Here is a 21,201-nt window from a genome sequence, read left to right as displayed (position 1 = left end):
CCCGGGATGAACGAAACCCCACGCTCTTGCGGGCGTGGGGTTTTTGTTTTTCGGCGAACCGGAAAGCGGCCGCGCCGCTTGCTTACGGCACCATCCCCGGCAGCACGTAGGCCTGCACGAGCGTGATCAGGCCGACGATCACCGCGAACAGCAGGCTGTGGCGCACCGTGAAGCGGAACAGCTCCGATTCCTTGCCGACGAGGCCGGTCGCCGCGCATGCGACCGCGATCGACTGCGGCGAGATCATCTTCGCGGTCACGCCGCCCGTGGTGTTCGCGGCGACGGCGAGCGTCTCGGGCACGCCGAGCTGGTGCGCGGTCGCTTGCTGCAGCGAGCAGAACAGCGCGTTCGACGACGTATCCGAGCCGGTCAGGAATACGCCGAGCCAGCCGAGGAACGGCGAGAAGAACGGGAACGCGGCGCCGGTCGCGGCGAGCATCAGCGCGAGCGTCGACGACATCCCCGAGTAGTTCGCGACGAACGCGAACGCGAGCACGAGGCCGATCGACAGGATCGGGCGCGTGAGTTCCTTCAGCGTCTCGCCGAACGTGACGAGCCCGTCGCGCGGCTTCATCCGCAACAGCGCCATCGAGATCAGCGCGGTCACGAGGATCGCGCTGCCCACCGCCGACACGAGATCGATCTTCAGCACGGCGTCGAGCGCCTTCGGCGTCGCGGCGATCGGCGCGGTCTTCACGACGAGCTGGTCGAGCCCGGCCACATGGAACTTCAGGACGGTCGACGCGAGCGCGCCGTGCGCGGCGAACAGCGCCTTGAACGGCGCGATGCTCCACACGGTGACGACGGCCGTCAGGATCAGGAACGGCGACCACGCGCGCACGGTCTGCGCGAGCGTGTACGGCGACGCCTGTCGGCTTGCGCCCGAACCGATGCCGCCCGCGCCGAATCCCGCGAGCGCCGCGCCGCCGCCGGACGCGACGAGGCCGCCGGCCGTCTGCTTCGCGCTGCTCGGCTGCCAGACCTTCAGGAACGCGGCAAGCGACACGAGGCTGACGAGCGACGACGTGATGTCCGGCAGCTCGGGCCCGATGTGGTTCGACGTGAAGTACTGCGTGATCGCGAAGCTGCCGCCGGCGACGAGCGCGGCCGGCCAGGTCTGCCGCACGCCGCGCAGCCCGTCCATCATGAACACGAGCCAGAACGGCACCGCGAGCGACAGCAGCGGCAACTGGCGGCCGGCCATCGCGCCGATGTGGAACGCGTCGATGCCGGTCACCTGTCCGGCGACGATGATCGGGATGCCCATCGCGCCGAATGCGACCGGCGCGGTGTTTGCAATCAGACACAGTCCGGCCGCGTGCAGCGGCTTGAAGCCGAGGCCGACGAGCAGCGCGGCCGTGATCGCGACGGGCGCGCCGAAGCCGGCCGCGCCTTCGAGGAACGCGCCGAACGAAAAGCCGATCAGCAGCATCTGCAGCCGCTGGTCGTCGGTGATCGCCAGCACCGACGCACGGATGATGTCGAACTGCCCCGTCTTCACGACGATCTTGTACAGGAACACGGCCGCGACGATGATCCACGCGATCGGCCACAGGCCGTACGCGAAGCCGAAGCCGGCCGCCGCGAGCGCCTGCGGCACGGGCATGCCGTAAGCGAGGATGGCGACGCCGAGCGCCAGCAGCAGCGTGATCGCGGCGGCGACGTGCCCCTTCATCCGCAACGCGGCGAGCGCGACGAAAAAGAAGATGATCGGGATCGCGGCGACGAGCGCCGACAGCCCGAGGCTGCCGAGCGGGGTGTAGATCTGATGCCAAACCTGCATGGGTGTCTCCTCCATGGATTGCTATCGGTACGGGTTTGAAAGCGAGGGGGGCTATTCGGGCTGGCCGCGTGCGCGCAGCAGGTCGGACAGGCTGCGCGGCGCCGGCTCGAGCGGCGTGCGGTGCTGCGTCCAGCCCATTTGCCAGGCCGGCGTCAGCGCGCGCAGCCGCGTCGCGGTCCAGCGGAATGCGCGATACGCGCGAGGATGCGCGAACGCGCCGGACCAGAAGCGCCACACGAGGTCTTCCGCGCGGTTGTAGTTCGCGCCCTGGCCGCGCAGCGGATGCGCGACGGGTTCGTCGGGCTTGCGGTTCGCCTCGGTGCGCAGCCGCACGAGCAGCTGCGGGATCGGAATCCGGACCGGGCACACCTCGCCGCACGCGCCGCACAGCGTCGACGCGGTCGGCAGGTCGGCCGTCGCGTCGAGGCCGAGCAGGTGCGGCGAGATGATCTTGCCGATCGGGCCCGGGTAGGTCGTCCCGTATGCGTGGCCGCCGATGCGCGTATAGACGGGGCAGTGATTCATGCACGCGCCGCAGCGGATGCATTGCAGCGTCGCGCGCAGCTGTTCGTCGGCGTAGGCCTGCGTGCGGCCGTTGTCGAGCAGCACGAGATGCAGCTCGCGCGGGCCGTCGCGTTCGCCGTCGCGGCGCGGGCCCGAGATCAGGTTGAAGTAGGTCGTGATCGCCTGGCCGGTGGCCGAGCGCGTCAGGAGGCTCGACAGCGGCACGATGTGCTCGAGTTTCTCGACGACCTTCTCGATGCCCATGATCGCGACGTGCGTGTCGGGCACGGTGGTCGACAGCCGGCCGTTGCCCTCGTTCTCGACGAGCCACAGCGTGCCCGTGTCGGCCGCCGCGAAGTTCACGCCGGACAGGCCGATGTCGGCTTCCGCGAATGCGCGGCGCAGCGCGCGCCGGCCGGTCTGGATCAGCTCGTCGACGTCCTCCGTGTAGCGCGTGCCGGGGATGTGCTCCTCGAACAGCTCGGCGATGTCGCCGCGCGTCTTGTGGATCGCCGGCATCACGATGTGCGACGGCTTCTCGCCCGCGAGCTGCACGATGAACTCGCCCATGTCGGACTCGATGCAGTCGACGCCATGATCCGCGAGGTAATGGTTCAGCTCGATTTCCTCGCTTGCCATCGACTTGCCCTTGATCACGCGGCGCGCCTTCTTCGCCTGCGCGATGCCGAGCACGATCGCGTTCGCGTCGGCGGCCGTCTCGGCCCAGTGCACGTGCACGCCGGCCGCCGTGAGCTTCGCCTCCAGCCGCTCGAGCAGCGCGGGCAGTTGCGCGAGCGCGTGCTGCCGCACGGCTTCGCCGAGATCGCGCAGTTGCTGCAGCTCGGTATCGTCGGGGAACTGGGTCGCGCGCTTGCCCTGCAGGAAGTCCATCGCGCCGCGAAAGCTCCGGCGCAGCGCGGGATCGTCGAGCGCGGCGCGCGCGCGGGCCTTGAAGTCGCCGGGGGCGACGAATTGCAGCGGTTGGTCGCTCATCGCGGCAGGTCCTGGCAGGCGGTTGCGGTCGGTTCGGTGACGATCACGACCCAGAGGTTGCGCGGCCCGTGTGCGCCATACGCGAGGGTCTGCTGGATGTCGGAGGTCTTCGACGGGCCCGACACCAGCACGACGTTGGTCGGCATGCCGGCGTGCCAGCGCTCCGCGTGCACGGCCGCGTGGAGGTCCGCGTGCAGCGTGTTCGCATGGACGAGCGCGATGTGCAGCGGCGGCACCAGCGATACCGTGCGCGGCGTGCCGGCATCGGGCGCGAGCACGACTGTGCCGGTCGCCGCGATGCCCGAGCGCGCGACGGTGAAGCCCGCGTCGATCGTGTCGAACAGCTCGGCTTTCCACGCGTCGATCGGCCGGTCGAACGGCACCGGCGCGACCGCGTCGGGCAGCGCTCGCGCGAGGGCCGCGGATTCGGCGCGGGCCGGGTCGAGCAGCAGGCGGCGCACGCCGGCATCGGCGAGCCGTGCGGCAAGTTGCGCGGGCCACGCATCGGCGGTGGCGCACCAGACGTCGGCGTGCGACGCGGCGAGCGCGGCCTGCATCGTCTGCGCGAGCGTATGGGAATCGGGGGTGACCGGTGCGCGGCGCGCCGCGTAATGCGTGTCGATGCGCGCATCGAGGGCGGGCGCGGCGTTCGCGGCGACGCCGGGCGCGGCGGCGCGCAGGCGCGCGAGGATGGCGTCGCGCGCGCTCATTGCGCGTCTCCGCGCAGCGAGCCGGCGCCTGCCGTGCGGCGCCACAGGAAGCTTGCGAGATGCTCGACGGGCAGCGTCGCGCCGGCCTTGGTCGCAGCGTGGCCGATGTTCAGCAGGCAGCCGCAGTCCGCCGACACGAGCCGGTCGCAGCCCGTCGCGCAGGCCGATGCGACCTTGTCGTGCACCATCGCGCCGGAGATGTCGGGGTGTTTCAGCGAGAACGTGCCGCCAAAGCCGCAGCATTCCGATTCGCGTTCGTGTTCGATGCGCGTGACGCCCGGCAGCGCGTCGACGAGCGCGACGCCGTGCACGCGCGTGCCCATCTCGCGGCGGGCCGCGCACGACGTGTGCAGCACCACGCGCTCGTCCGGGGCGGCGTTCGCGTCGATGCGGTCGAGCCGCACGTCGAGCACATGGACGAGGAATTCGGCGAGTTCGTAGGTGCGCTCCGCGATCGCGCGCGCCTTCGGGCCGTGCACGGGGTCGTCGGCGAACAGGGCCGGCCAATGGTGCCGGATCATGCCCGCGCACGAGCCGGACGGCACGATCACGGGCCACGGCTCGGCGAACAGATCGAGCTGCGCGGCCGCGACGCGGCGAGCCTCGTCGGGATTGCCGCTGCTGTAGGCCGGCTGCCCGCAGCAGCTCTGGCCGCGCGGATAGTGGACGGTCAGGCCTTCGCGTTCCAGCAGGCGGACCGCGTCGAGCCCGGCTTCGGGGACGAACAGGTCGACCAGGCAGGTCGCGAACAGGTAGACGTGCGCGGGGGCGGCGGCGGGGTAGTGCCTTTCGTTCATGTCTCGCTCCAGGGTGCCGGCCCGGCAAGCGAATGCGGGACGACGATTTCGCTGCATAATTCCCGCGACGGCGCCGCAGCTCAAATTGGTTGGGCCAATCGGCGCGGCGGGTATTCCGATGGGGGAGACGGCGATGGCGGCGATGACGGCACGGGGCCGGACCGAAGTGGTGATGCGCAAGATCGAGACGGCGCTGCTCGACGGCACCTGGCCGGCCGGGGCGCGGCTGCCGGCCGAGCGCTTGCTCGCGCAACAATACGGCGTGGCGCGCAATACGGTGCGCGAGGCGACGCAGCGGCTCGTCGCGCGCGGGCTGCTGCAGAGCCGGCGCGGCGCGGGCGTGTACGTGACGGACCAGTTGCGCGCGGGCATCGCGTCGCCGTGGGGCCAACTGGTCGCCGATCACCCGGCGCTGCGCGACGACATACTCGAATTCCGTCGCGTGCTCGAAGGCGCGACCGCGTATTTCGCCGCGCTGCGCGCGGATGCGAACGACCGGCGCCGGATCCGGACGCTGCTGCGCGAACTCGAGAGCGCATACGCGAACGACGACGCGGCCCTCGAGGCATCGACCGACGCGAAGCTGCACGAGGCGATCGCGCTGGCGTCCCACAACACGATGTTCCTGCACCTGCACACGAGCGTGATCGGGATGCTGCGCGAGCACATCTCGATCAACGTCGCGGGGATGACGACGCACGACGAGCAGGCGTCCGAGCTGCTGTTGCGGCAGCACCGGGTGGTCTGCGACGCGATCTGCGCGCACCGGCCCGAGGAGGCGCGCACCGCGATGCAGACCCATATCGACTACGTGCGCAGCCACTTCGAGCGAAGCGGCCACACGCCGTGAGATTGGTTGGACCATGGATGCCGCGTGCCCGTCTGGCGGCCGAGCCGCGGGCTGCCGTTCCCGGATGCCCGCGCCGGCCGCGCGCGAGCGGTTCACGGCGCCGCATGCGCGAGCCGCGCGATTGACCGGTTCATCGGGCGCCCACTAGAATCGATTGGAACCACCCGTCAGCCGCACGCCGCGGCGATTGCGGACCTGTTGATCCGCCTGTCGAGGAAGTTTCCGTGCTCATGTCTTTGATCCGGCGCGCGCCGGCCGCGCTCTCATGGCGCGCCGCCTGCCGCCCGGCCCGCGCGCTTGTCGTCTGCGCGCTGCTGTCGCTGGTCGCCGCCTGCGCGACGCATCCGCCCGCCACCACGCTCGATCGCCCCGTCTCGCACGCATTGCCGACCGATACCGCGACGCCGCTGCGCACCGCGCTGGCCGCGCCGGAAGCCGCGCATCCGGGGCAGTCGGGCTTCCGGCTGCTGCCCGACGGCGCGACCGCGCTGCAGATGCGCATCGCGCTCGCGCGCGCGGCGACGAAGACGCTCGACATGCAGTACTACATCGCGACCGAGGACACGACCGGCAAGCTGCTGCTCGGCGCGGCGCTGTATGCGGCCGATCGCGGCGTGCGTGTGCGGATGCTGGTCGACGACCTGAATTTCCGCGACATCGACCGCGTCATGGCCGGGCTGAATACGCATCCGAAGGTCGAGATTCGCGTGTTCAACCCGTTCGGTGCGTCGCGGTACGGAATGGTCGAGCGCACGGCCAATTCGCTGACGCGGCTCGACAGCTTTACGCGGCGGATGCACAACAAGGCGATGATCGCGGACAACCAGATCGCGATCGTCGGCGGCCGCAACCTCGGCGACGAATACTTCAGCGCGAGCCCGACGCTGCAGTTCCGCGACCTCGACGTGCTCGCGGCCGGCCCCGTGACGAACGACATCTCGACGAGCTTCGACGACTACTGGGCAAGCGCGAGCAGCTATCCGCTGCGGGTGCTGAATCATCAGAAGTTTGATCCGAAGGATCTCGACGCGATGCGCGACGAGTTGCGCGACCACTGGCGCAAGAACGCCGACCCGTACAACGCGAAGCCGCTGAACGCGACGCCGCTCGCGCAGCAGATCGCGCGCGACGAGCTCGAGCTGGTGTGGGCGCCGGCCGAGTTCAAGGTCGACGCACCGGACAAGGTCATGCGGCCGACCGGCGCGTACGTGAGCCCGCCGATGCAGCGCCTCGTCGAACTGACGCGCGACGCGCAGCAGGAATTCCTCGCGTTTTCGCCGTACTTCGTGCCGCACGACGCGGGCGTGAAGATCCTCGGCGACACGGCCGCGCGCGGCGTGCGCGTCGCGATCCTGACCAATTCGCTCGCCGCGACCGACGCGGTCGCCGTGCAGGCCGGCTACGCGCCGTACCGCGTGCCGTTGCTGCAGCACGGCGTCGAACTGTACGAATTCAAGGCGCGGCCGAACCCGCCGCGCGCGGGCCTGTTCGGCTCGCGCTCGCGTGCGAGCCTGCACGCGAAGGCGTACGTGATCGACCGCAAGGTCCTCGTGATCGGGTCGCTGAACCTCGATCCGCGTTCGGCGTACCTGAATACGGAACTCGCGCTCGTGATCCACAGCCCGAAGATCGCGCAGCAGGCCGCGGCAATCTTCGCGCGCGTGACGCAGCCCGACGAAAGCTATCGCGTGAGCCTCGCGACGCCGGCGGGCGGCGGCACGCCCGAACTCGAGTGGACCGGCACCGACAACGGCGAGCCGGCCACCTATCACGTCGATCCGCATGCGGGGCTGATGCGCAACCTGATGACCGGCCTCTTCATGCTGCTGCCGGTCGAAGACCAGTTGTAAGGGCCGGAACGGCTCGGGCCAAACCCGTGATACCGGTGCGCGGGGAAAGGTGATATGGTTGTGCGCGCAACGATATGCGTATCGTGACGGGTGCCGCCGGACGGCTCGCGCAATGTGGGCCGCAGCGGTGCCGAACGACGCGCCGCGCGCGCCTGTGCTGGACGCACCTGCGCGCCGCCAGGAGACGAGGGACGATGCGCGAGCCGCCCGCGCGGCCGCCCCGCCCGCAACCGGAGTGCCCCATGCAACGTGTACCGAACCAGCCGTTCACGCGTCCCGCCCGCTTCTCCGAAGCCGAATGGCAGGCGCGCGTGCAGCTCGCGGCCGCCTACCGGATCTTCGACCATCTCGGCTGGACCGAGCTGATCTACAACCATATCTCGCTGCGCGTGCCGGGCGAGGACGGCCATTTCCTGATCAATCCGTTCGGGCTCCATTACCGCGAGGTATGCGCGTCGAACCTCGTGAAGATCGACATCGACGGCAATGTGATCGGCCATTCCGACTGGCCGATCAATCCGGCCGGCTTCACGTTCCACAGCGCGATCCATGCGGCGCTGCCCGACGCGCACTGCGTGATGCACGTGCACACGACGCCGACGATGGCCGTGTGCTGCTCGCGCGACGGGCTGTCGTTCTCGAACTTCTATTCGGCGCAGTTGTACGGGAAGATCGCGTATCACGATTTCGAGGGCATCACGGTGCACCTGGAGGAAGGGCGGCGCATCGTCGAGAGCGCCGGCGGGCGGCCGGTGCTGCTGCTGCGCAACCACGGGCCCGTGACGATCGGCGCGACGCTCGCGCAGACCTTCTCGTTGATGTGGCTGCTCAATCGCGCGTGCGAGGTGCAGGTCGCGACCCACGCGATCGGCGACGCGCTGCCGATTGCGCCGCTGGTGCTCGAGGGCTGCGTGCGCGACTCGCTGAACTTCGATCCGAAGCACGGCGCGGGGCAGGACGCGTTCGACGCGTTGCAGCGCATCGTCGATCGGATCGATCCGGGCTATCGCGCGTGAGGGCGCGGGGTCGGCGCGATGCCGGACCCGATCGCCGCGGCGACAATCGATTCGTGTGCTTGACGGCCCGCGAAGCGGAATTTTCCCGACGCAGGCGTGCATGCCGCCCGGGCACGGGCAAAAAAAAACGCGGCCGGATGGCCGCGTGAATACTCGCAGACTCCTTCGGACGAAGGAAACAAGCAACTGTGAGACGAAGTGTAGCGAAAGGCCGCGCATGGATTCAGGGCTCCCGCTGCAAAGGTCTCTTCCAGGTTCCGTCAGGCTGGCGGGCGACGCAGCGGTGCCGGATCGGCGACGATCGACTACCATCATGGAACGTCCCCCGTCCGGGTGGCGTACCCCGACGTACAAGGAGGATTCATGCCGAAGCTGCGTTTGCTCCAGGTGGCGTTGCTCGCGGGCGTCCTGGCCGCCGGCAGCGCCGCCGCCGAAACGGTGCGCCTGTCCGCCAATCTGCAGCCGTCGAGCGAAGTGCCACCCACCGCGACCAAGGGCGCCGGCGCCGTCGCTGCGACCTACGACACGGCCACGCACATGCTGCAGTGGACGGCGACGTACGAACATCTCACGGGGCCGGCCACCGCCGCGCATTTCCACGGGCCCGCGCCGGTCGGCCAGAACGCCGGCGTGCAGGTGCCGATCCCGAAGGACGCGCTCGCGAGCCCGATCAAGGGTTCGAAGGAGCTGACCGACTCGCAGGTGACCGACCTGATGGCCGGCAAGTGGTATTTCAACGTGCACACGAAGGAGCATCCGTCCGGCGAGATCCGCGGCCAGATGATGCCGGCGAGCTGAGGCCGGCGAACCGCGCGCCGGCGTTTGATATAGAGGCTCCCGTCGAGCGGCGCGGTGACGATCGCACGTACCATCGTCACACTGCGACGATGGAGTGTGTTGGATGAGTTGGCAAAGCAAGTTCGCGTGCTGGCTGCTGCGCCGGCAGTTTCGTCCCGAGACCACGCGCCCGGTGCTCGACCCTGCCCGCGCGCGGCGCTTTACCGACCTGAGGATGATCGTGCCGCGTCGCGCACCGTCGGGCTACCGGCTGCGCGAATGCTACGGTCCCGGCGATGCGCCGCTGCGCGGCGAATGGCTCGAACGCACCGATGCGGCCGCCGCTCGCGGGCCCGGCCGCACACTGTTGTACTTCCACGGCGGCGGCTACTACTTCTGTTCGACGAAAACCCATCGACCGCTCGTGTTCGGCCTCACGAAGCGCGCGGGCGTGCGCTCGTTCTCGCTCGACTACCGGCTCGCGCCCGAGAACCGCTTCCCGGCCGCGCTCGACGACGCGCTGGCCGCGTACCGGCAATTGCTCGCGCTCGGCACGCCGCCCGAGTCGATCGTGTTCGGCGGCGATTCGGCGGGCGGCGGCCTCGCGCTCGCGACGCTCGTCGCGCTGCGCGATCGCGGCGAACCGTTGCCGGCCGGCGCGATCCTGTTCTCGCCGTGGACCGACCTGGCCGGCACCGGCGACACGATGCGCAGCAACGACGGCCGCGACCCGATGTTCGCGGCCGCGGCGCTGCCGAAGGCGGCGAAGCTGTATCTGGGAGACGAATCGGCGACGCATCCGTACGCGTCGCCGCTCTACGCGGACTTCACCGGGCTGCCGCCGCTCTTCATCCAGGCCGGCAGCACCGAGGTGCTCCTCGACGATTCGCGCCGCGTCGCCGACAACGCGAAGGCGGCCGGCGTGCCGGTGGAGATCGAGGTGTGGCCCGACATGCCGCACGTGTGGCAGCTCTACACGCCGATGGTGCCGGAGTCGCGCGACGCGCTCGACCGTGCGGCCGCATTCCTGCGCCGCGTCGCGGTCGAGCGGGCGGTTCAGCGCGTGGGCGAGCCGTCGATCGCCTGATACGCGGCCTTGACGGCGACCGGGCCGTACTTGCGCTCGAGCCGGCGCACGGTGAAGTGGCCGTGCGCCATCTGCTGGAAGTGGTCGATGAACAGCGTGTTGACGGTCGCTCCGAGCACCGCGCCGATCGCCGGGATCGACTTCGCGGCCATCTGCTCGGTGACCTGCACCGAGAAACGTGATGCCACCGTCTGCACCAGCTTGAACACCGCCGCCGAGCTGTGCGCCGTGATTCCTTTCGTCGTGATGTCCGACGACGCCTTCGAAATCGCCTGCGCGAGCGCGCCGCGCAGCACGAAATAGCCGAGATCGGCGTCTTCTTCCCGCTTGTCCGCGTTGCCGCCCATGCCGAGCACGGCCAGGCACTGCAACTGCGTATCCACCGAGCCCAGGTCCTCGCCCTCGCTGCGCGCGATGTCGCACACCGAGCGGAAGATCAGCGTGGTCGTCACCGGCAGCTCGACCGGCAGCGCGAGGAAGCCGAACGCGCCGCCCGCCGCGCCGGTCGTCGCGACCGCGAGCTTGTGCAGCAGGTTGCTCGGCTTGTCCGGCTCGGCATCGGGCGTCTGCGGCTTGCCGAGCGTGCGCAGCGCGATGTTCAGGCACTTGCGCAGCGCCAGCTGCGTCGCGTCGTTGATCTTGCCGGTCGCGAAGTCGGGCAGCCGCGCGATCATCTTCTCGACCGGCGCGCCCAGCACGCCCGTCAGCTTCATCGTCAGCGACGGGCTTTCCAGCACCTGCTTCGCGCGCCGCAATGCGTCCTGGTCTTCCGGCGACAGCGTCGCGGCAGGCGTGATTGAAATCGGTTCCATCTTTCTCCCTGGCGGCCATCGGCCCCAAATCCGTCGCCAGCCTAGATTACTCCGGCGTGCTAGAATTTTGAGATTGTTTGACTCGTCAAAAGTTGCATCAACAAAAAATGGCCGTCCATACTGCCGCCCACCATTCGAGCGGGCAAGTCCTGCCGTTCCGCGAATCGCTGCTGGCGATGATCGGGATCTCGTTCGTCACCATGCTCGTCGCGCTTGACCAGACGGTCGTCGGCACCGCGTTGCCGACCATCGTCGCCGAGCTCAAGGGGTTCGACCTGTATGCGTGGGTCGCGACCTCGTACCTGCTCAGTTCCGTGATCACCGTGCCGATCTTCGGCCGGCTCGGCGACTATTACGGGCGCAAGCCGTTCGTGATCGTGTCGATCGTCGTGTTTACCGGCGCGTCGGTGCTGTGCGGGATGGCCAACGACATGCTGTTCCTGGTGCTCGCGCGCGGCCTGCAGGGGATCGGCGGCGGAATGCTGGTCGGCACCGCGTTCGCGTGCATTCCCGATCTGTTCCCCGATTCCGTCGTGCGGCTGCGCTGGCAGGTATTGATGAGCTCCGCGTTCGGCATCGCGAACGCGGTCGGGCCGTCGCTCGGCGGGATCCTGACCCAGTCGTTCGGCTGGCGCTCGGTGTTCTACGTGAACCTGCCGGTCGGCCTGCTGTCGCTGTTCTTCGTGTGGCGCTACCTGCCGCATCTGCGCCATGTCGAGCACGACCGCAAGATGCGGCTCGACTGGCCCGGCGCGCTGCTGATCGCGCTGTCGCTCGGCGCGCTGCAGCTGTTCGTCGAATGGCTGCCGAAGTACGGCGTCTTGAGCTGGGCGTCGCTGCTGCTGATCGTCGCGGTCGGCGCCGGCGTCGGCTTGTGGCATTGGGAAAAGCGCTGCGCGCAGCCGATTCTGCCGTTCGACATGTTCGGCAACCGCGCGCTGTCGGCGCTGTTCGTGCTCGCGATCCTCGCCGGCTTCTCAATGTTCTCGCTGCTGTTCTACGCGCCGCTGCTGTTCCAGGGCGGCTTCGGCATGTCGCCGAAGGAGGCGGGGCTCGTGATCACGCCGCTCGTCGTGTTCATCACGATCGGCAGCATCATGAACGGCCGCGTCGTCACGCGCATCCGCAATCCGAATACGATGCTGCACGTCGGTTTCGTGCTGTTCGCGATCGCATGCGCGGGCATCGTCGTGTCGACGCACACGACGCCGACCTGGGTGCTGATGGCGCTGATGGTCGCCGGCGGCATCGGCCTCGGCTTCGTGCTGCCGAACCTCACCGTGTTCGCGCAGCAGACGGCCGGCCGCGAGCACCTCGGCATCGCGACGGCGCTGCTGCAGTCGCTGCGGATGGTCGGCGGGATGATCGGCACCGCGCTGACGGGCACGCTGGTCAACCAGATGTATTCGAGCGGCGTGCGCGATGCGTTGTCGGGCGACCACGCGCTGCAGTGGCACGCGCAACTCGCCGATCCGCAGATCCTGATCGACCGCGCCGCGCAGGGCGGTCTCGTCGCGGAGCTGACCCGCGCCGGGCATAATGGCGCGCTGCTGCTGGAAGCGGCCCGCGAATCGCTGGTCGGCGCGATTCACCTGGGGGTCGCGATGGCGGCCGTCGTCGCCGTGGTGTCGGTGTGGCAGTGTCGCCGCGTGCCGCCGATCGCGCTACGGCACAAGATCGAACCGCATGTCGCGGCCGATTGAACGATTCACCGATTGAACGAGTAGGCATCAGCGCATGGAAGAACAGGACCGCGTCGCGATCTTGCAGCAATTCGGACGCACGTATCGCGCGTTCATGAGCGCGTTCGAAACGCACGTCGGGCAGCCGATGCCGCGCTGGCGCATCATGGTCGCGCTGCACACGATGGGCGGGCATTCGTCGCAGAAGAAGCTCGTCGAGGTGCTGCGCATCGATCCGGGCGCGCTCACGCGCCAGCTGAAATCGCTCGACGCGCTCGGCTGGATCGAGCGCGCGTCCGATGCCCGCGACAACCGCGTGACCAACGTCACGCTGACCGAAGACGGCCGCGCCGCGTTCAACGCGTGCCTGCCGCGCCGCAAGGCGTTTCTCGACCAGACGATGGCGCAACTGCCGGACGACGTGCTGACCGCGCTGTCGGGTGCGCTGGCGATGCTGGAGTCGCGGATCGCGGAAGTCGGCTCGACGCCGGCGCGGCACTGAAGGGCAGGGCAGATGCGGCACGACGGGGCGCGCCCCGTCGACCGATCCTGATCGGCGCGGCATGCGGGTCGCGCGAACCCGCCGCCGGCCGGCGTTTCACTTCATTTCATTCAGCTTCGTTCACAGCTCGATGCGCGTGCCCAGCAGCGCGAGGAACTGCGCGAGCCATGCCGGATGCGCGGGCCACGCGGGCGCGGTGACGAACGGCGCGTCGGTCACGGCCGCATCGACCGGGATGTCCGCGTATTCGCCGCCCGCGAGCTTCACTTCCGGCGCGCAGGCCGGGTAGGCCGAGATGCGCTTGCCGCGGATCACGTCGGCGGCCGCGAGCAGCTGCGCCGCATGGCAGATCGCGGCGATCGGCTTGCCGGCTTCGGCGAACGCGCGCACCAGCGCGATCACCTTCGCATCCAGACGCAGGTATTCGGGCGCGCGGCCGCCCGCGATCGCGAGTGCGTCGTAGGCCGACGCATCGACGTCGTCGAACGTCGCGTTCAGCGTGAAGTTGTGGCCGGGCTTCTCGGTGTAGGTCTGGTCACCCTCGAAATCGTGGATCGCGGTCTTGACCTTGTCGCCCGCGCGCTTGCCCGGGCAGACTGCATCGACGTGATGGCCGACGGCCTGCAGCGCCTGGAACGGCACCATCGTTTCGTAGTCTTCGGCGAAATCGCCGGTCAGGAACAGGATCTTCTTCGCGGCCATGGCTTTCTCCATTGAACAGCGTTGAGGGTCCGTTCGCGCCGCATGCGGCAGACGGCGCTGCGGCGGCGAAGCGGCCCCGAGGACGAAAGCGCAGTGTACTCCGGCCGCTTGAAGCGCGCGTGACGGCCGCCCCGCGCGGCGGCGGGGCGGGGCGCGCGGGGCGTCAGAAGAAGGTTTCGACGACTTCCGTCACACGGAACTGCGGATCGAGGACGAGCAGCTGGCGCCACTTGTCGAACGTCAGGCACGGGTGCGAGATGTCGAACGCGACCATGTCGCCGACCTTCACGTCCGCGCCCGGCGGGATCTGCAGATACGCGTGCTGGTCCATCATCCCGGTGACGGCCCAGCCTTCGCTCGCGGCGACATCGCGCGGCGCGCTGTCGCGGCCCGGGCGGAAGTGGCGCGCCGGCTCGGGCAGGCCCGCGTCGAACGCCGCGTCGCGCTTGCCGAGCGCGACGATCGCGCGATCCTGCTCCGGCACCGACTGCACGTATGCCCACAGCTGCAGCGCCGGCAGCAGCCCTTCGCCCATCCTGCGGGCGATCGGGTTGCGCGCGAACACGTCGGTCTGCGCCTTCTTGTAGATGCCGACGTCGTGCGTCAGGTAGCAGCCCGGACGCAGCACGACTTCCGCGAAACCGGCATCGGACGCCTTCGCGAATTCCTCCGCGACCACGTCGTACCACGCCGAGCCGGCGCCCGACAGGATCGCCGGCGTGCGCGAGAAACGGCCGGCTTCGGCCAGCTCACGCGTGAGCGCGACCGTGTCCTGCAGGAACGTGCGGATTTCGCCTTCCTCCTTCAGCACGCCTTCGTAGAGTTCGATGCCGGCCAGCTTCAGCGTGTCCGGATAGCGCGCGATCGCGTCGAGCACGGCCTGGCGTTGCGCGGCGTCGCGCACACCCGCGCGGCCGCCCGGCACGCCGAGCTCGAGCAGGACGTTCAGCGTCTTCTTCGCGTCGCCGAAGAAGCGGCCGAGCTGGTCGACGCCGTCGGCCGAATCGACGAGGCAGAAGAATTCGAACTCGGGATCGGACAGCAGCTGCGCGATGATCGCCATGTTCTGGCGGCCGACCAGCTGGTTCGCGAGCAGCACGCGCCGCACGCCGCCGTGATACGCGGCCTGCGTCTGGTGCGCGGTCGCGAGCGTGATGCCCCATGCGCCGGCGTCGAGCTGGCGGCGGAACAGTTGCGGCGCCATCGTCGTCTTGCCGTGCGGCGCGAACTTCACGCCGTACTGCTGGACGAATGCCTGCATCCAGTTCAGATTGTGTTCGATGCGATCCGCGTACAGCACGGCGGCCGGCAGGCTGACGTCTTCCGCGAGCAGGTTCCACTCGAGGCGGCCCGCGTCGTCGAGCGGCACGCTCGCGCTCGGCAGGTTGCCGAGGCCCTTGCCCAACGGATTGATTGTCGGTTCCTGATAGTTTGTAACTTTCATGTCATCCCGCTCCATCATCACTATGCATTGCACTGAAGTTGACATGCAGATGGTACAGAAAGTAGCATCGGCGCGGTGATGTTATTTAGTAACATGAGGCGCCAGATCCTTTTCAGCAGATGAATTCGTCCGCCACTCCGTCCGCTCCGTTCGCAGCCGAATCGGCTTCGGTCGCCCAGCCGGTCCTCGACATCGTCGCGCGGATCGCCGAATGCGCGCCCGAGTTGCGCGAGGCCGAACGCAAGGTCGCCGCATTCATCCTCGCCGATCTCGCGCGCGCCGCGCATGCGAGCATCGGCGCGCTCGCGCGCGACGCGGGGGTCAGCGTCGCGACGGTCACGCGTTTCGCGAAGGCCGTCGGTTGCCGCGACGTGCGCGAACTGAAGGTGCTCGTCGCGCAGGCGGCGGCCGTCGGCCAGCGCTTTTTCGTGCCGGCCGACGAGCATCCCGAAGAAGACGCGAGCCCCGCATCGGTCGTCTACGACGAAATCCGCGTGGCGCTCGCGCACAATCACCAGCTGCTGCGCAACACGTCGTTCGACGCGGCGGCCGACCTGCTCGCCGGCGCGAAGATGATCTACGTGTACGGGCAGGGCGGCGGCTCCACCGCGCTCGCCGACGAATTGCGCTTCCGGCTCGTGCGCTTCGGCCGGCCGGTCGCGAGCTACCAGGACAGCCTGCTGCAGCGGATGGTGGCGGCGACGCTGTCGCGCGACGCCGTGGTCGTCGCGCTGTCGGTGAGCGGGCGCGTGCCCGAGCTGCTCGAGAGCTGCCGTCTCGCGAAGCGCTACGGCGCGAAGCTGATCGCGATCACCGCGCCGGCTTCGCCGCTCGCGAAGCTTGCCGACCACCTGATCCCGGTCGTCGCGTTCGAAACCGATTTCATTTACAAGCCTTCGACGTCGCGCTACGCGATGATGATGGCGATCGACGTGCTCGTCACCGGAGTCGCACTGCGGCTCGGCGATGCGGGCCGAGAATCGCTGCGCCGCATCAAGCATGCGCTCGATGCGCATCGCGGCGGCGGAGACCGTCAACCGGTAGGAGACTGACCATGCATTCGCATCCCGAAGCCGCCGATACGCTGATCGTCGGCGCGCAGTTGTACGACGGCACCGGTGCGCCGCCCGTCACGCGCGACGTCGCGATCCGCAACGGCGTGATCGCGGCGATCGGCAATCTGTCGAACTGGCTCGCCGAGACCGTCGTCGATGCGAACGGCCGCGCGCTCGCGCCGGGCTTCGTCGACGTGCACACGCACGACGACACGCACGTGATCCGCGCACCCGAAATGCTGCCGAAGATCTCGCAGGGCGTGACGACGGTGATCGTCGGCAACTGCGGGATCAGCGCGTCGCCGGTGACGCTCGCGGGCGATCCGCCCGACCCGATGAACCTGCTCGGCGATCGCGACGCGTTCCGCTATCCGACCTTCGCCGCCTATGTCGCGGCCGTCAACGACGCGCGTCCGGCCGTCAACGTCGCGGCGCTCGTCGGGCACACCGCGCTGCGCAACAACCAGATGGACCGCCTCGACCGCGCGGCGACCGACGGCGAAATCGCCGGAATGCGCTCGCAGCTCGAGGAGGCGCTCGCGAACGGCGCGCTCGGGCTGTCGTCAGGCCTCGCATACGGCTCCGCGTTCGCGGCGCCGGCCGAGGAGGTGATGGCGCTCGCCGAACCGCTCGCGAATGCGGGCGCGCTGTACACGACGCACATGCGCACCGAGTTCGACGCGATCCTCGACGCGATGGACGAGGCTTATCGCGTCGGCCGTCACGCGCAGGTGCCGGTCGTGATCTCGCACCTGAAATGCGCGGGCCCGTCGAACTGGGGGCGCAGCACCGAGGTGCTCGCGTCGCTCGAAGGCGCGCGCCGCTACCAGCCGGTCGGCTGCGACTGCTATCCGTACAGCCGCAGCTCGTCGACGCTCGACCTGAAGCAGGTGACGGGCGACATCGACATCACGATCACGTGGTCGGAGCCGCATCCGGAAGTCGCGGGCAAGCTGCTGAAGGCGATCGCGGCCGACTGGGGCGTGACCGAGCAGGAGGCCGCGCAGCGGATCCGCCCGGCCGGCGCCGTGTACCACAACATGTCCGAGGACGACGTGCGGCGGATCCTGTCGCATCCGGCGACGATGGTCGGCTCGGACGGCCTGCCGAACGATCCGCTGCCGCACCCGCGACTGTGGGGCGCATTCCCGCGCGTGCTCGGCCATTACGTGCGCGACACGAACCTGCTGCCGCTCGAGGAAGCGATCCGCAAGATGACGTCGCTGTCCGCGCGCCGCTACGGGATCGCGCGGCGCGGCGAAGTGCACGTCGGCTACCACTCGGATCTCGTGCTGTTCGATCCGGCGCGCGTGATCGATGCCGCGACGTTCGAGAAGCCGCAGCAGCCCGCGCACGGGATCGACGCGGTGTGGGTGAACGGCGTGCTGACCTACGAGAACGGCCAGCCGACCGGCGCGCGCGCCGGCGGTTTCGTCGCGCGCGGCGAGCGCGTGCCGGCGAGTGCCGACGCCGCGTTCTGAACGCGGTCCCGATCCGATTTGCCGCGTGCGCCATGTCGGCGCGCGCATCCGCAACCGTGCGTTGCATGGGACCGGCGCTGGCGCTTGTGCGCCGATGCCGGTCGACAATCAAGGAGTTAAACGATGAAGCGATATGGCGTGGGCGAAGCGAAGGGTACCGGCGGCCAGGTGATGCCGTTTGCACGCGCGGTCGAGGCCGACGGCTGGCTGTACGTGTCGGGCCAGACGCCGATGGTGAACGGCGAGGTCGTCGAAGGCGGGATCGTCACGCAGTCGAAGCAGACGATCGAGAACGTGATCGCGATCCTGAAGGAAGCCGGCTACGGCCTCGAACACGTCGTGCGCTGCGGCGTGTGGCTCGACGACGCACGCGATTTCGCGTCGTTCAACAAGGTGTTCGTGTCGTACTTCGGCGAGCATCCGCCGGCACGCGCGTGCGTGCAGTCGAGCATGGTCATCGACTGCAAGGTCGAGGTCGATTGCATCGCTTACAAGGCGCCGGCGAAGTAACGCGTTCGCGCAATCCGCTGCGCACAGTGAAACAGCCCCGTCGGCGCGAGCCGGCGGGGCTGTTTCGTTTCGGGCAGGCCGGTGTTACTGCCGCGCGGTCCGCGCATTGTCCGGCATCGGCTGGTTGTAGTTCGTGCGGAACGGATTGATGTCGAGCCCGCCGCGGCGCGTATAGCGCGCATACACCGCGAGCTTCACCGGTTTGCACGCATGCAGGATGTCGAGGAAGATCCGCTCGACGCACTGCTCGTGAAAGCCCGTGTGGTTGCGGAACGAGATGATGTAGCGCAGCAGCCCCGCGTGATCGATCTGTGGCCCGACATAGTGAATCTGTACGCTGCCCCAGTCGGGCTGGCCGGTGACCGGGCAGTTCGAGCGCAGCAGGTCGGACACGAGCGTTTCCTCGACCGGCGCTTCGTCCTCGGCGGCCGACAGCAGCGACGGATCGGGTTCGTACACGTCGGTGTCGAGGTCGAGCCGGTCGAGCGACAGCCCGTCGAGCTCCTCCATCTCGAGCTTGCCGAAATCGTGCGGCGACACGAGCTGCACCGACACGCTCGCACCGCATGCGGCCGACACGTCGCGTTTCAGCACGTCGCGCACGGCGTCGACCGAATCGAACTTCGATTGCGCGAACGAACCGAGATACAGCTTGAACGACTTCGATTCGACGATGTTCGGCGATTCGGCCGGCACGAAGAACGTCGCGACCGCGAGCTGCGGCTTGCCGCGCGCGTTGAGCCACGACAGCTCGTACGCGTTCCAGATGTCGGTGCCGAAGAACGGCGGCGCCGACGTGATGCCGAGCTGCTCGCGCGCGCCGGCGCGCGGGATCGGGAACAGCAGCGACGCGTCGTACTGCGCTGCGTAGACGGTCGCCTTGCCGAGCGGGGAATGTTCGGGATTCATTGCACGAAGCCTTTACGACAGGAAGAGGCGGTAAGCCGGATTGGCGCTCTCCTCGACGTACGGATAGCCGAGCGCCGCAAGGAAGCGTTCGAATTCGGCGCGATCGGCCTGCGGCACCTGCAGCCCGACGAGGATCGAGCTGTAGTCCGCGCCCTGGTTGCGGTAGTGGAACAGGCTGATGTTCCAGTCCGGCGCCATCGACGACAGGAACTTCATCAGCGCGCCCGGCCGCTCCGGGAATTCGAAGCGGAACAGGCGTTCGTCGAGCGCGAGCGGCGAGCGGCCGCCCACCATGTAGCGGATGTGTTCCTTCGACAACTCGTCGTGCGTCAGGTCGACGGTCTTGAAGCCGTGCGACTCGAAGTTCGCGGCGATTTCGGCCGATTCGCCGCGACGCTTGATCTGCACGCCGACGAAGATGTGCGCGGATTGCGCATCGGCGATCCGGTAGTTGAACTCGGTCACGTTGCGATCGCCGACGAGCGAGCAGAAGCGCTTGAAGCTGCCGCGCTCCTCGGGGATCGTGACGGCGAACACGGCTTCGCGCGCCTCGCCGACTTCCGCGCGTTCGGCAACGAAGCGCATCCGGTCGAAGTTCATGTTCGCGCCGGACGTGACCGCGACGAGCGTCTGGTTCTCGATGCCTTCGCGTTCCGCGTAGCGTTTCGCGCCCGCGACCGCGAGCGCGCCGGACGGTTCGAGCACGCTGCGCGTATCCTGGAACACGTCCTTGATCGCCGCGCACAGCGCGTCGGTGTCGACCGTCAGCACGCCGTCGAGGAATTCGCTGCAGAGCCGGAAGGTTTCCTCGCCGACGAGCTTCACCGCGGTGCCGTCCGCGAACAGGCCGACCTCGCTCAGCTCGACGCGCTCGCCTTTCTGCAGCGATTGCGCCATCGCGCACGAATCCTCGGCCTGCACGCCGAATACCTTGATTTCCGGCCGCACCGCCTTGACGTAGGCCGCCACGCCGGCCGCGAGCCCGCCGCCGCCGATCGGCACGAAGATCGCGTGAATCGGCCCCTGGTGCTGACGCAGGATTTCCATCGCGATCGTGCCCTGGCCGGCGATCACGTACGGATCGTCGAACGGGTGGACGAACGTGAGGTCGCGCTCCGCCTGCACCTTGACCGCGTGCGCGTACGCATCGCTGTACGACTCGCCCGCCTGAATCACCTCGACACTCGGGCCGCCGTGCGCGCGTACCGCGTCGACCTTCACCTGCGGCGTCGTGACGGGCACGACGATCACGGCCTTGATGCCCATCCGTGCCGCCGAGAACGCGACGCCCTGCGCATGATTGCCGGCCGATGCCGTGATCACGCCGCGCGCGAGCGCGTCGGCCGGAATGTGCGCCATCTTGTTGTACGCGCCGCGCAGCTTGAACGAGAAGACGGGCTGGTTGTCCTCGCGCTTCAGGTAAACGGGGTTGCGCAGTCGGGCCGACAGGTTGCGGGCGGGTTCGAGTTCCGTCTCGAGCGCGACGTCGTAGACGCGCGCGGTGAGGATTTTCTTCAGGTAATCGTGGGATGCCATGGGCGCTCGCGTGCAGTGCGGAAGCAGACGGTAAAGGATCAATGATAGCGCCAAGGGTCCGTCCGCACGCAAGCGGCATGCCGGGCGCGCGGTCGCGCAAGCGCGTCGGCGGGCGTGTTTGCCGCGCGGAGCGTCCCCTTTTTACCGGGTTAACCGCGTGGTTACCGACCGGACGGACGGCGAATGCGGGCGCGAAATCGC

19 protein-coding genes are annotated in these 21,201 nt (G+C 68.8%); 10 read left to right on the top strand and 9 right to left on the bottom strand.

From position 1 onward, the window contains the following. Nucleotides 1–82: 82 nt before the first annotated feature. From WS49_RS12060 to WS49_RS12045, 4 genes are read right to left on the bottom strand one after another with little or no spacing between them, the layout of a single operon-like run. Complete coding sequence (locus WS49_RS12060) at nt 83–1,783, bottom strand: lactate permease LctP family transporter (protein ID WP_059528254.1); 1,701 nt, start codon at nt 1,781–1,783, stop codon at nt 83–85. Nucleotides 1,784–1,834: 51 nt separating this feature from the next. Further along, the gene (locus tag WS49_RS12055) at nt 1,835–3,280 is read right to left on the bottom strand and encodes a LutB/LldF family L-lactate oxidation iron-sulfur protein (protein WP_059528252.1); all 1,446 of its coding nucleotides are present in this window, start codon (nt 3,278–3,280) and stop codon (nt 1,835–1,837) included. After that, entirely contained in the window at nt 3,277–3,990 is a 714-nt protein-coding gene (locus tag WS49_RS12050) for a LutC/YkgG family protein (protein ID WP_059528250.1), read from the bottom strand. The genes WS49_RS12055 and WS49_RS12050 overlap by 4 nt, the downstream gene beginning before the upstream one ends. Next, complete coding sequence (locus WS49_RS12045) at nt 3,987–4,787, bottom strand: (Fe-S)-binding protein (RefSeq protein ID WP_059528248.1); 801 nt, start codon at nt 4,785–4,787, stop codon at nt 3,987–3,989. Before WS49_RS12045 ends, WS49_RS12050 begins: the two co-directional genes overlap by 4 nt. A gap of 133 nt (nt 4,788–4,920) precedes the next feature. On the opposite strand from WS49_RS12045, the gene WS49_RS12040 reads away from it, so the two are divergent. From WS49_RS12040 to WS49_RS12020, 5 genes are all read left to right on the top strand, one after another. Further along, the gene (locus WS49_RS12040; RefSeq protein WP_059528246.1) at nt 4,921–5,637 is read left to right on the top strand and encodes a FadR/GntR family transcriptional regulator; all 717 of its coding nucleotides are present in this window, start codon (nt 4,921–4,923) and stop codon (nt 5,635–5,637) included. A 224-nt stretch (nt 5,638–5,861) separates the two neighbouring features. Next, complete coding sequence (locus WS49_RS12035; RefSeq protein ID WP_059528244.1) at nt 5,862–7,487, top strand: phospholipase D family protein; 1,626 nt, start codon at nt 5,862–5,864, stop codon at nt 7,485–7,487. A 242-nt stretch (nt 7,488–7,729) separates the two neighbouring features. Then, complete coding sequence (locus WS49_RS12030; RefSeq protein WP_059528242.1) at nt 7,730–8,503, top strand: class II aldolase/adducin family protein; 774 nt, start codon at nt 7,730–7,732, stop codon at nt 8,501–8,503. Between the two features lie 363 nt (nt 8,504–8,866). Then, nucleotides 8,867–9,301 carry a CHRD domain-containing protein gene (locus tag WS49_RS12025; protein WP_059528240.1) on the top strand — a complete coding sequence of 145 codons (435 nt, stop codon included), beginning with the start codon at nt 8,867–8,869 and terminating at the stop codon, nt 9,299–9,301. A 103-nt stretch (nt 9,302–9,404) separates the two neighbouring features. Then, on the top strand, nt 9,405–10,367 hold the full coding sequence (locus WS49_RS12020) for an alpha/beta hydrolase (protein ID WP_059528238.1): 963 nt from the start codon (nt 9,405–9,407) through the stop codon (nt 10,365–10,367). On the opposite strand, the gene WS49_RS12015 is transcribed toward WS49_RS12020, so the two are convergent. Then, nucleotides 10,337–11,179 (bottom strand): EcsC family protein, encoded by an 843-nt coding sequence (locus WS49_RS12015; protein ID WP_059528235.1) that lies wholly within the window; start codon nt 11,177–11,179, stop codon nt 10,337–10,339. The genes WS49_RS12020 and WS49_RS12015 overlap by 31 nt on opposite strands. Nucleotides 11,180–11,286: 107 nt before the next feature. Here WS49_RS12015 and WS49_RS12010 point away from each other — a divergent pair, with 107 nt between their 5' ends. Continuing rightward, a complete protein-coding gene (locus tag WS49_RS12010) occupies nt 11,287–12,882 on the top strand; it encodes an MDR family MFS transporter (RefSeq protein WP_059528232.1) in 1,596 nt (531 codons plus the stop codon). A 34-nt stretch (nt 12,883–12,916) separates the two neighbouring features. Then, the gene (locus WS49_RS12005; RefSeq protein ID WP_059528229.1) at nt 12,917–13,363 is read left to right on the top strand and encodes a MarR family winged helix-turn-helix transcriptional regulator; all 447 of its coding nucleotides are present in this window, start codon (nt 12,917–12,919) and stop codon (nt 13,361–13,363) included. A gap of 120 nt (nt 13,364–13,483) precedes the next feature. Here the strand turns inward: WS49_RS12005 and WS49_RS12000 are convergent, their stop codons facing one another. Both WS49_RS12000 and WS49_RS11995 read right to left on the bottom strand, forming a co-directional pair. Then, nucleotides 13,484–14,065, bottom strand: a complete 582-nt coding sequence (locus WS49_RS12000; RefSeq protein WP_014896064.1) for a DJ-1/PfpI family protein — start codon at nt 14,063–14,065, stop codon at nt 13,484–13,486. Nucleotides 14,066–14,228: 163 nt separating this feature from the next. After that, on the bottom strand, nt 14,229–15,509 hold the full coding sequence (locus WS49_RS11995) for an amino acid deaminase (RefSeq protein WP_059528226.1): 1,281 nt from the start codon (nt 15,507–15,509) through the stop codon (nt 14,229–14,231). Nucleotides 15,510–15,628: 119 nt separating this feature from the next. Here WS49_RS11995 and WS49_RS11990 point away from each other — a divergent pair, with 119 nt between their 5' ends. From WS49_RS11990 to WS49_RS11980, 3 genes are all read left to right on the top strand, one after another. Next, nucleotides 15,629–16,561, top strand: coding sequence for a MurR/RpiR family transcriptional regulator (locus WS49_RS11990; RefSeq protein WP_059528223.1), 933 nt, complete (start codon nt 15,629–15,631; stop codon nt 16,559–16,561). A 2-nt stretch (nt 16,562–16,563) separates the two neighbouring features. Then, the gene (locus tag WS49_RS11985; protein WP_059528220.1) at nt 16,564–18,045 is read left to right on the top strand and encodes an N-acyl-D-amino-acid deacylase family protein; all 1,482 of its coding nucleotides are present in this window, start codon (nt 16,564–16,566) and stop codon (nt 18,043–18,045) included. Nucleotides 18,046–18,168: 123 nt separating this feature from the next. Beyond that, nucleotides 18,169–18,555 carry a RidA family protein gene (locus tag WS49_RS11980; RefSeq protein WP_006751946.1) on the top strand — a complete coding sequence of 129 codons (387 nt, stop codon included), beginning with the start codon at nt 18,169–18,171 and terminating at the stop codon, nt 18,553–18,555. A gap of 84 nt (nt 18,556–18,639) precedes the next feature. On the opposite strand, the gene queF is transcribed toward WS49_RS11980, so the two are convergent. Both queF and ilvA read right to left on the bottom strand, forming a co-directional pair. Continuing rightward, nucleotides 18,640–19,464 (bottom strand): NADPH-dependent 7-cyano-7-deazaguanine reductase QueF, encoded by an 825-nt coding sequence (queF, locus tag WS49_RS11975; RefSeq protein WP_059528217.1) that lies wholly within the window; start codon nt 19,462–19,464, stop codon nt 18,640–18,642. A 12-nt stretch (nt 19,465–19,476) separates the two neighbouring features. Further along, a complete protein-coding gene (ilvA, locus tag WS49_RS11970; protein ID WP_059528215.1) occupies nt 19,477–21,000 on the bottom strand; it encodes a threonine ammonia-lyase, biosynthetic in 1,524 nt (507 codons plus the stop codon). Nucleotides 21,001–21,201: the final 201 nt, after the last annotated feature.

The sequence above is a fragment of the Burkholderia sp. RF7-non_BP4 genome (assembly GCF_001521935.1).
Lineage (GTDB): Bacteria > Pseudomonadota > Gammaproteobacteria > Burkholderiales > Burkholderiaceae > Burkholderia > Burkholderia diffusa.
Note: the sequence above shows the minus strand (reverse complement) of the source record. Positions and strands in the feature narration are given on the sequence as shown.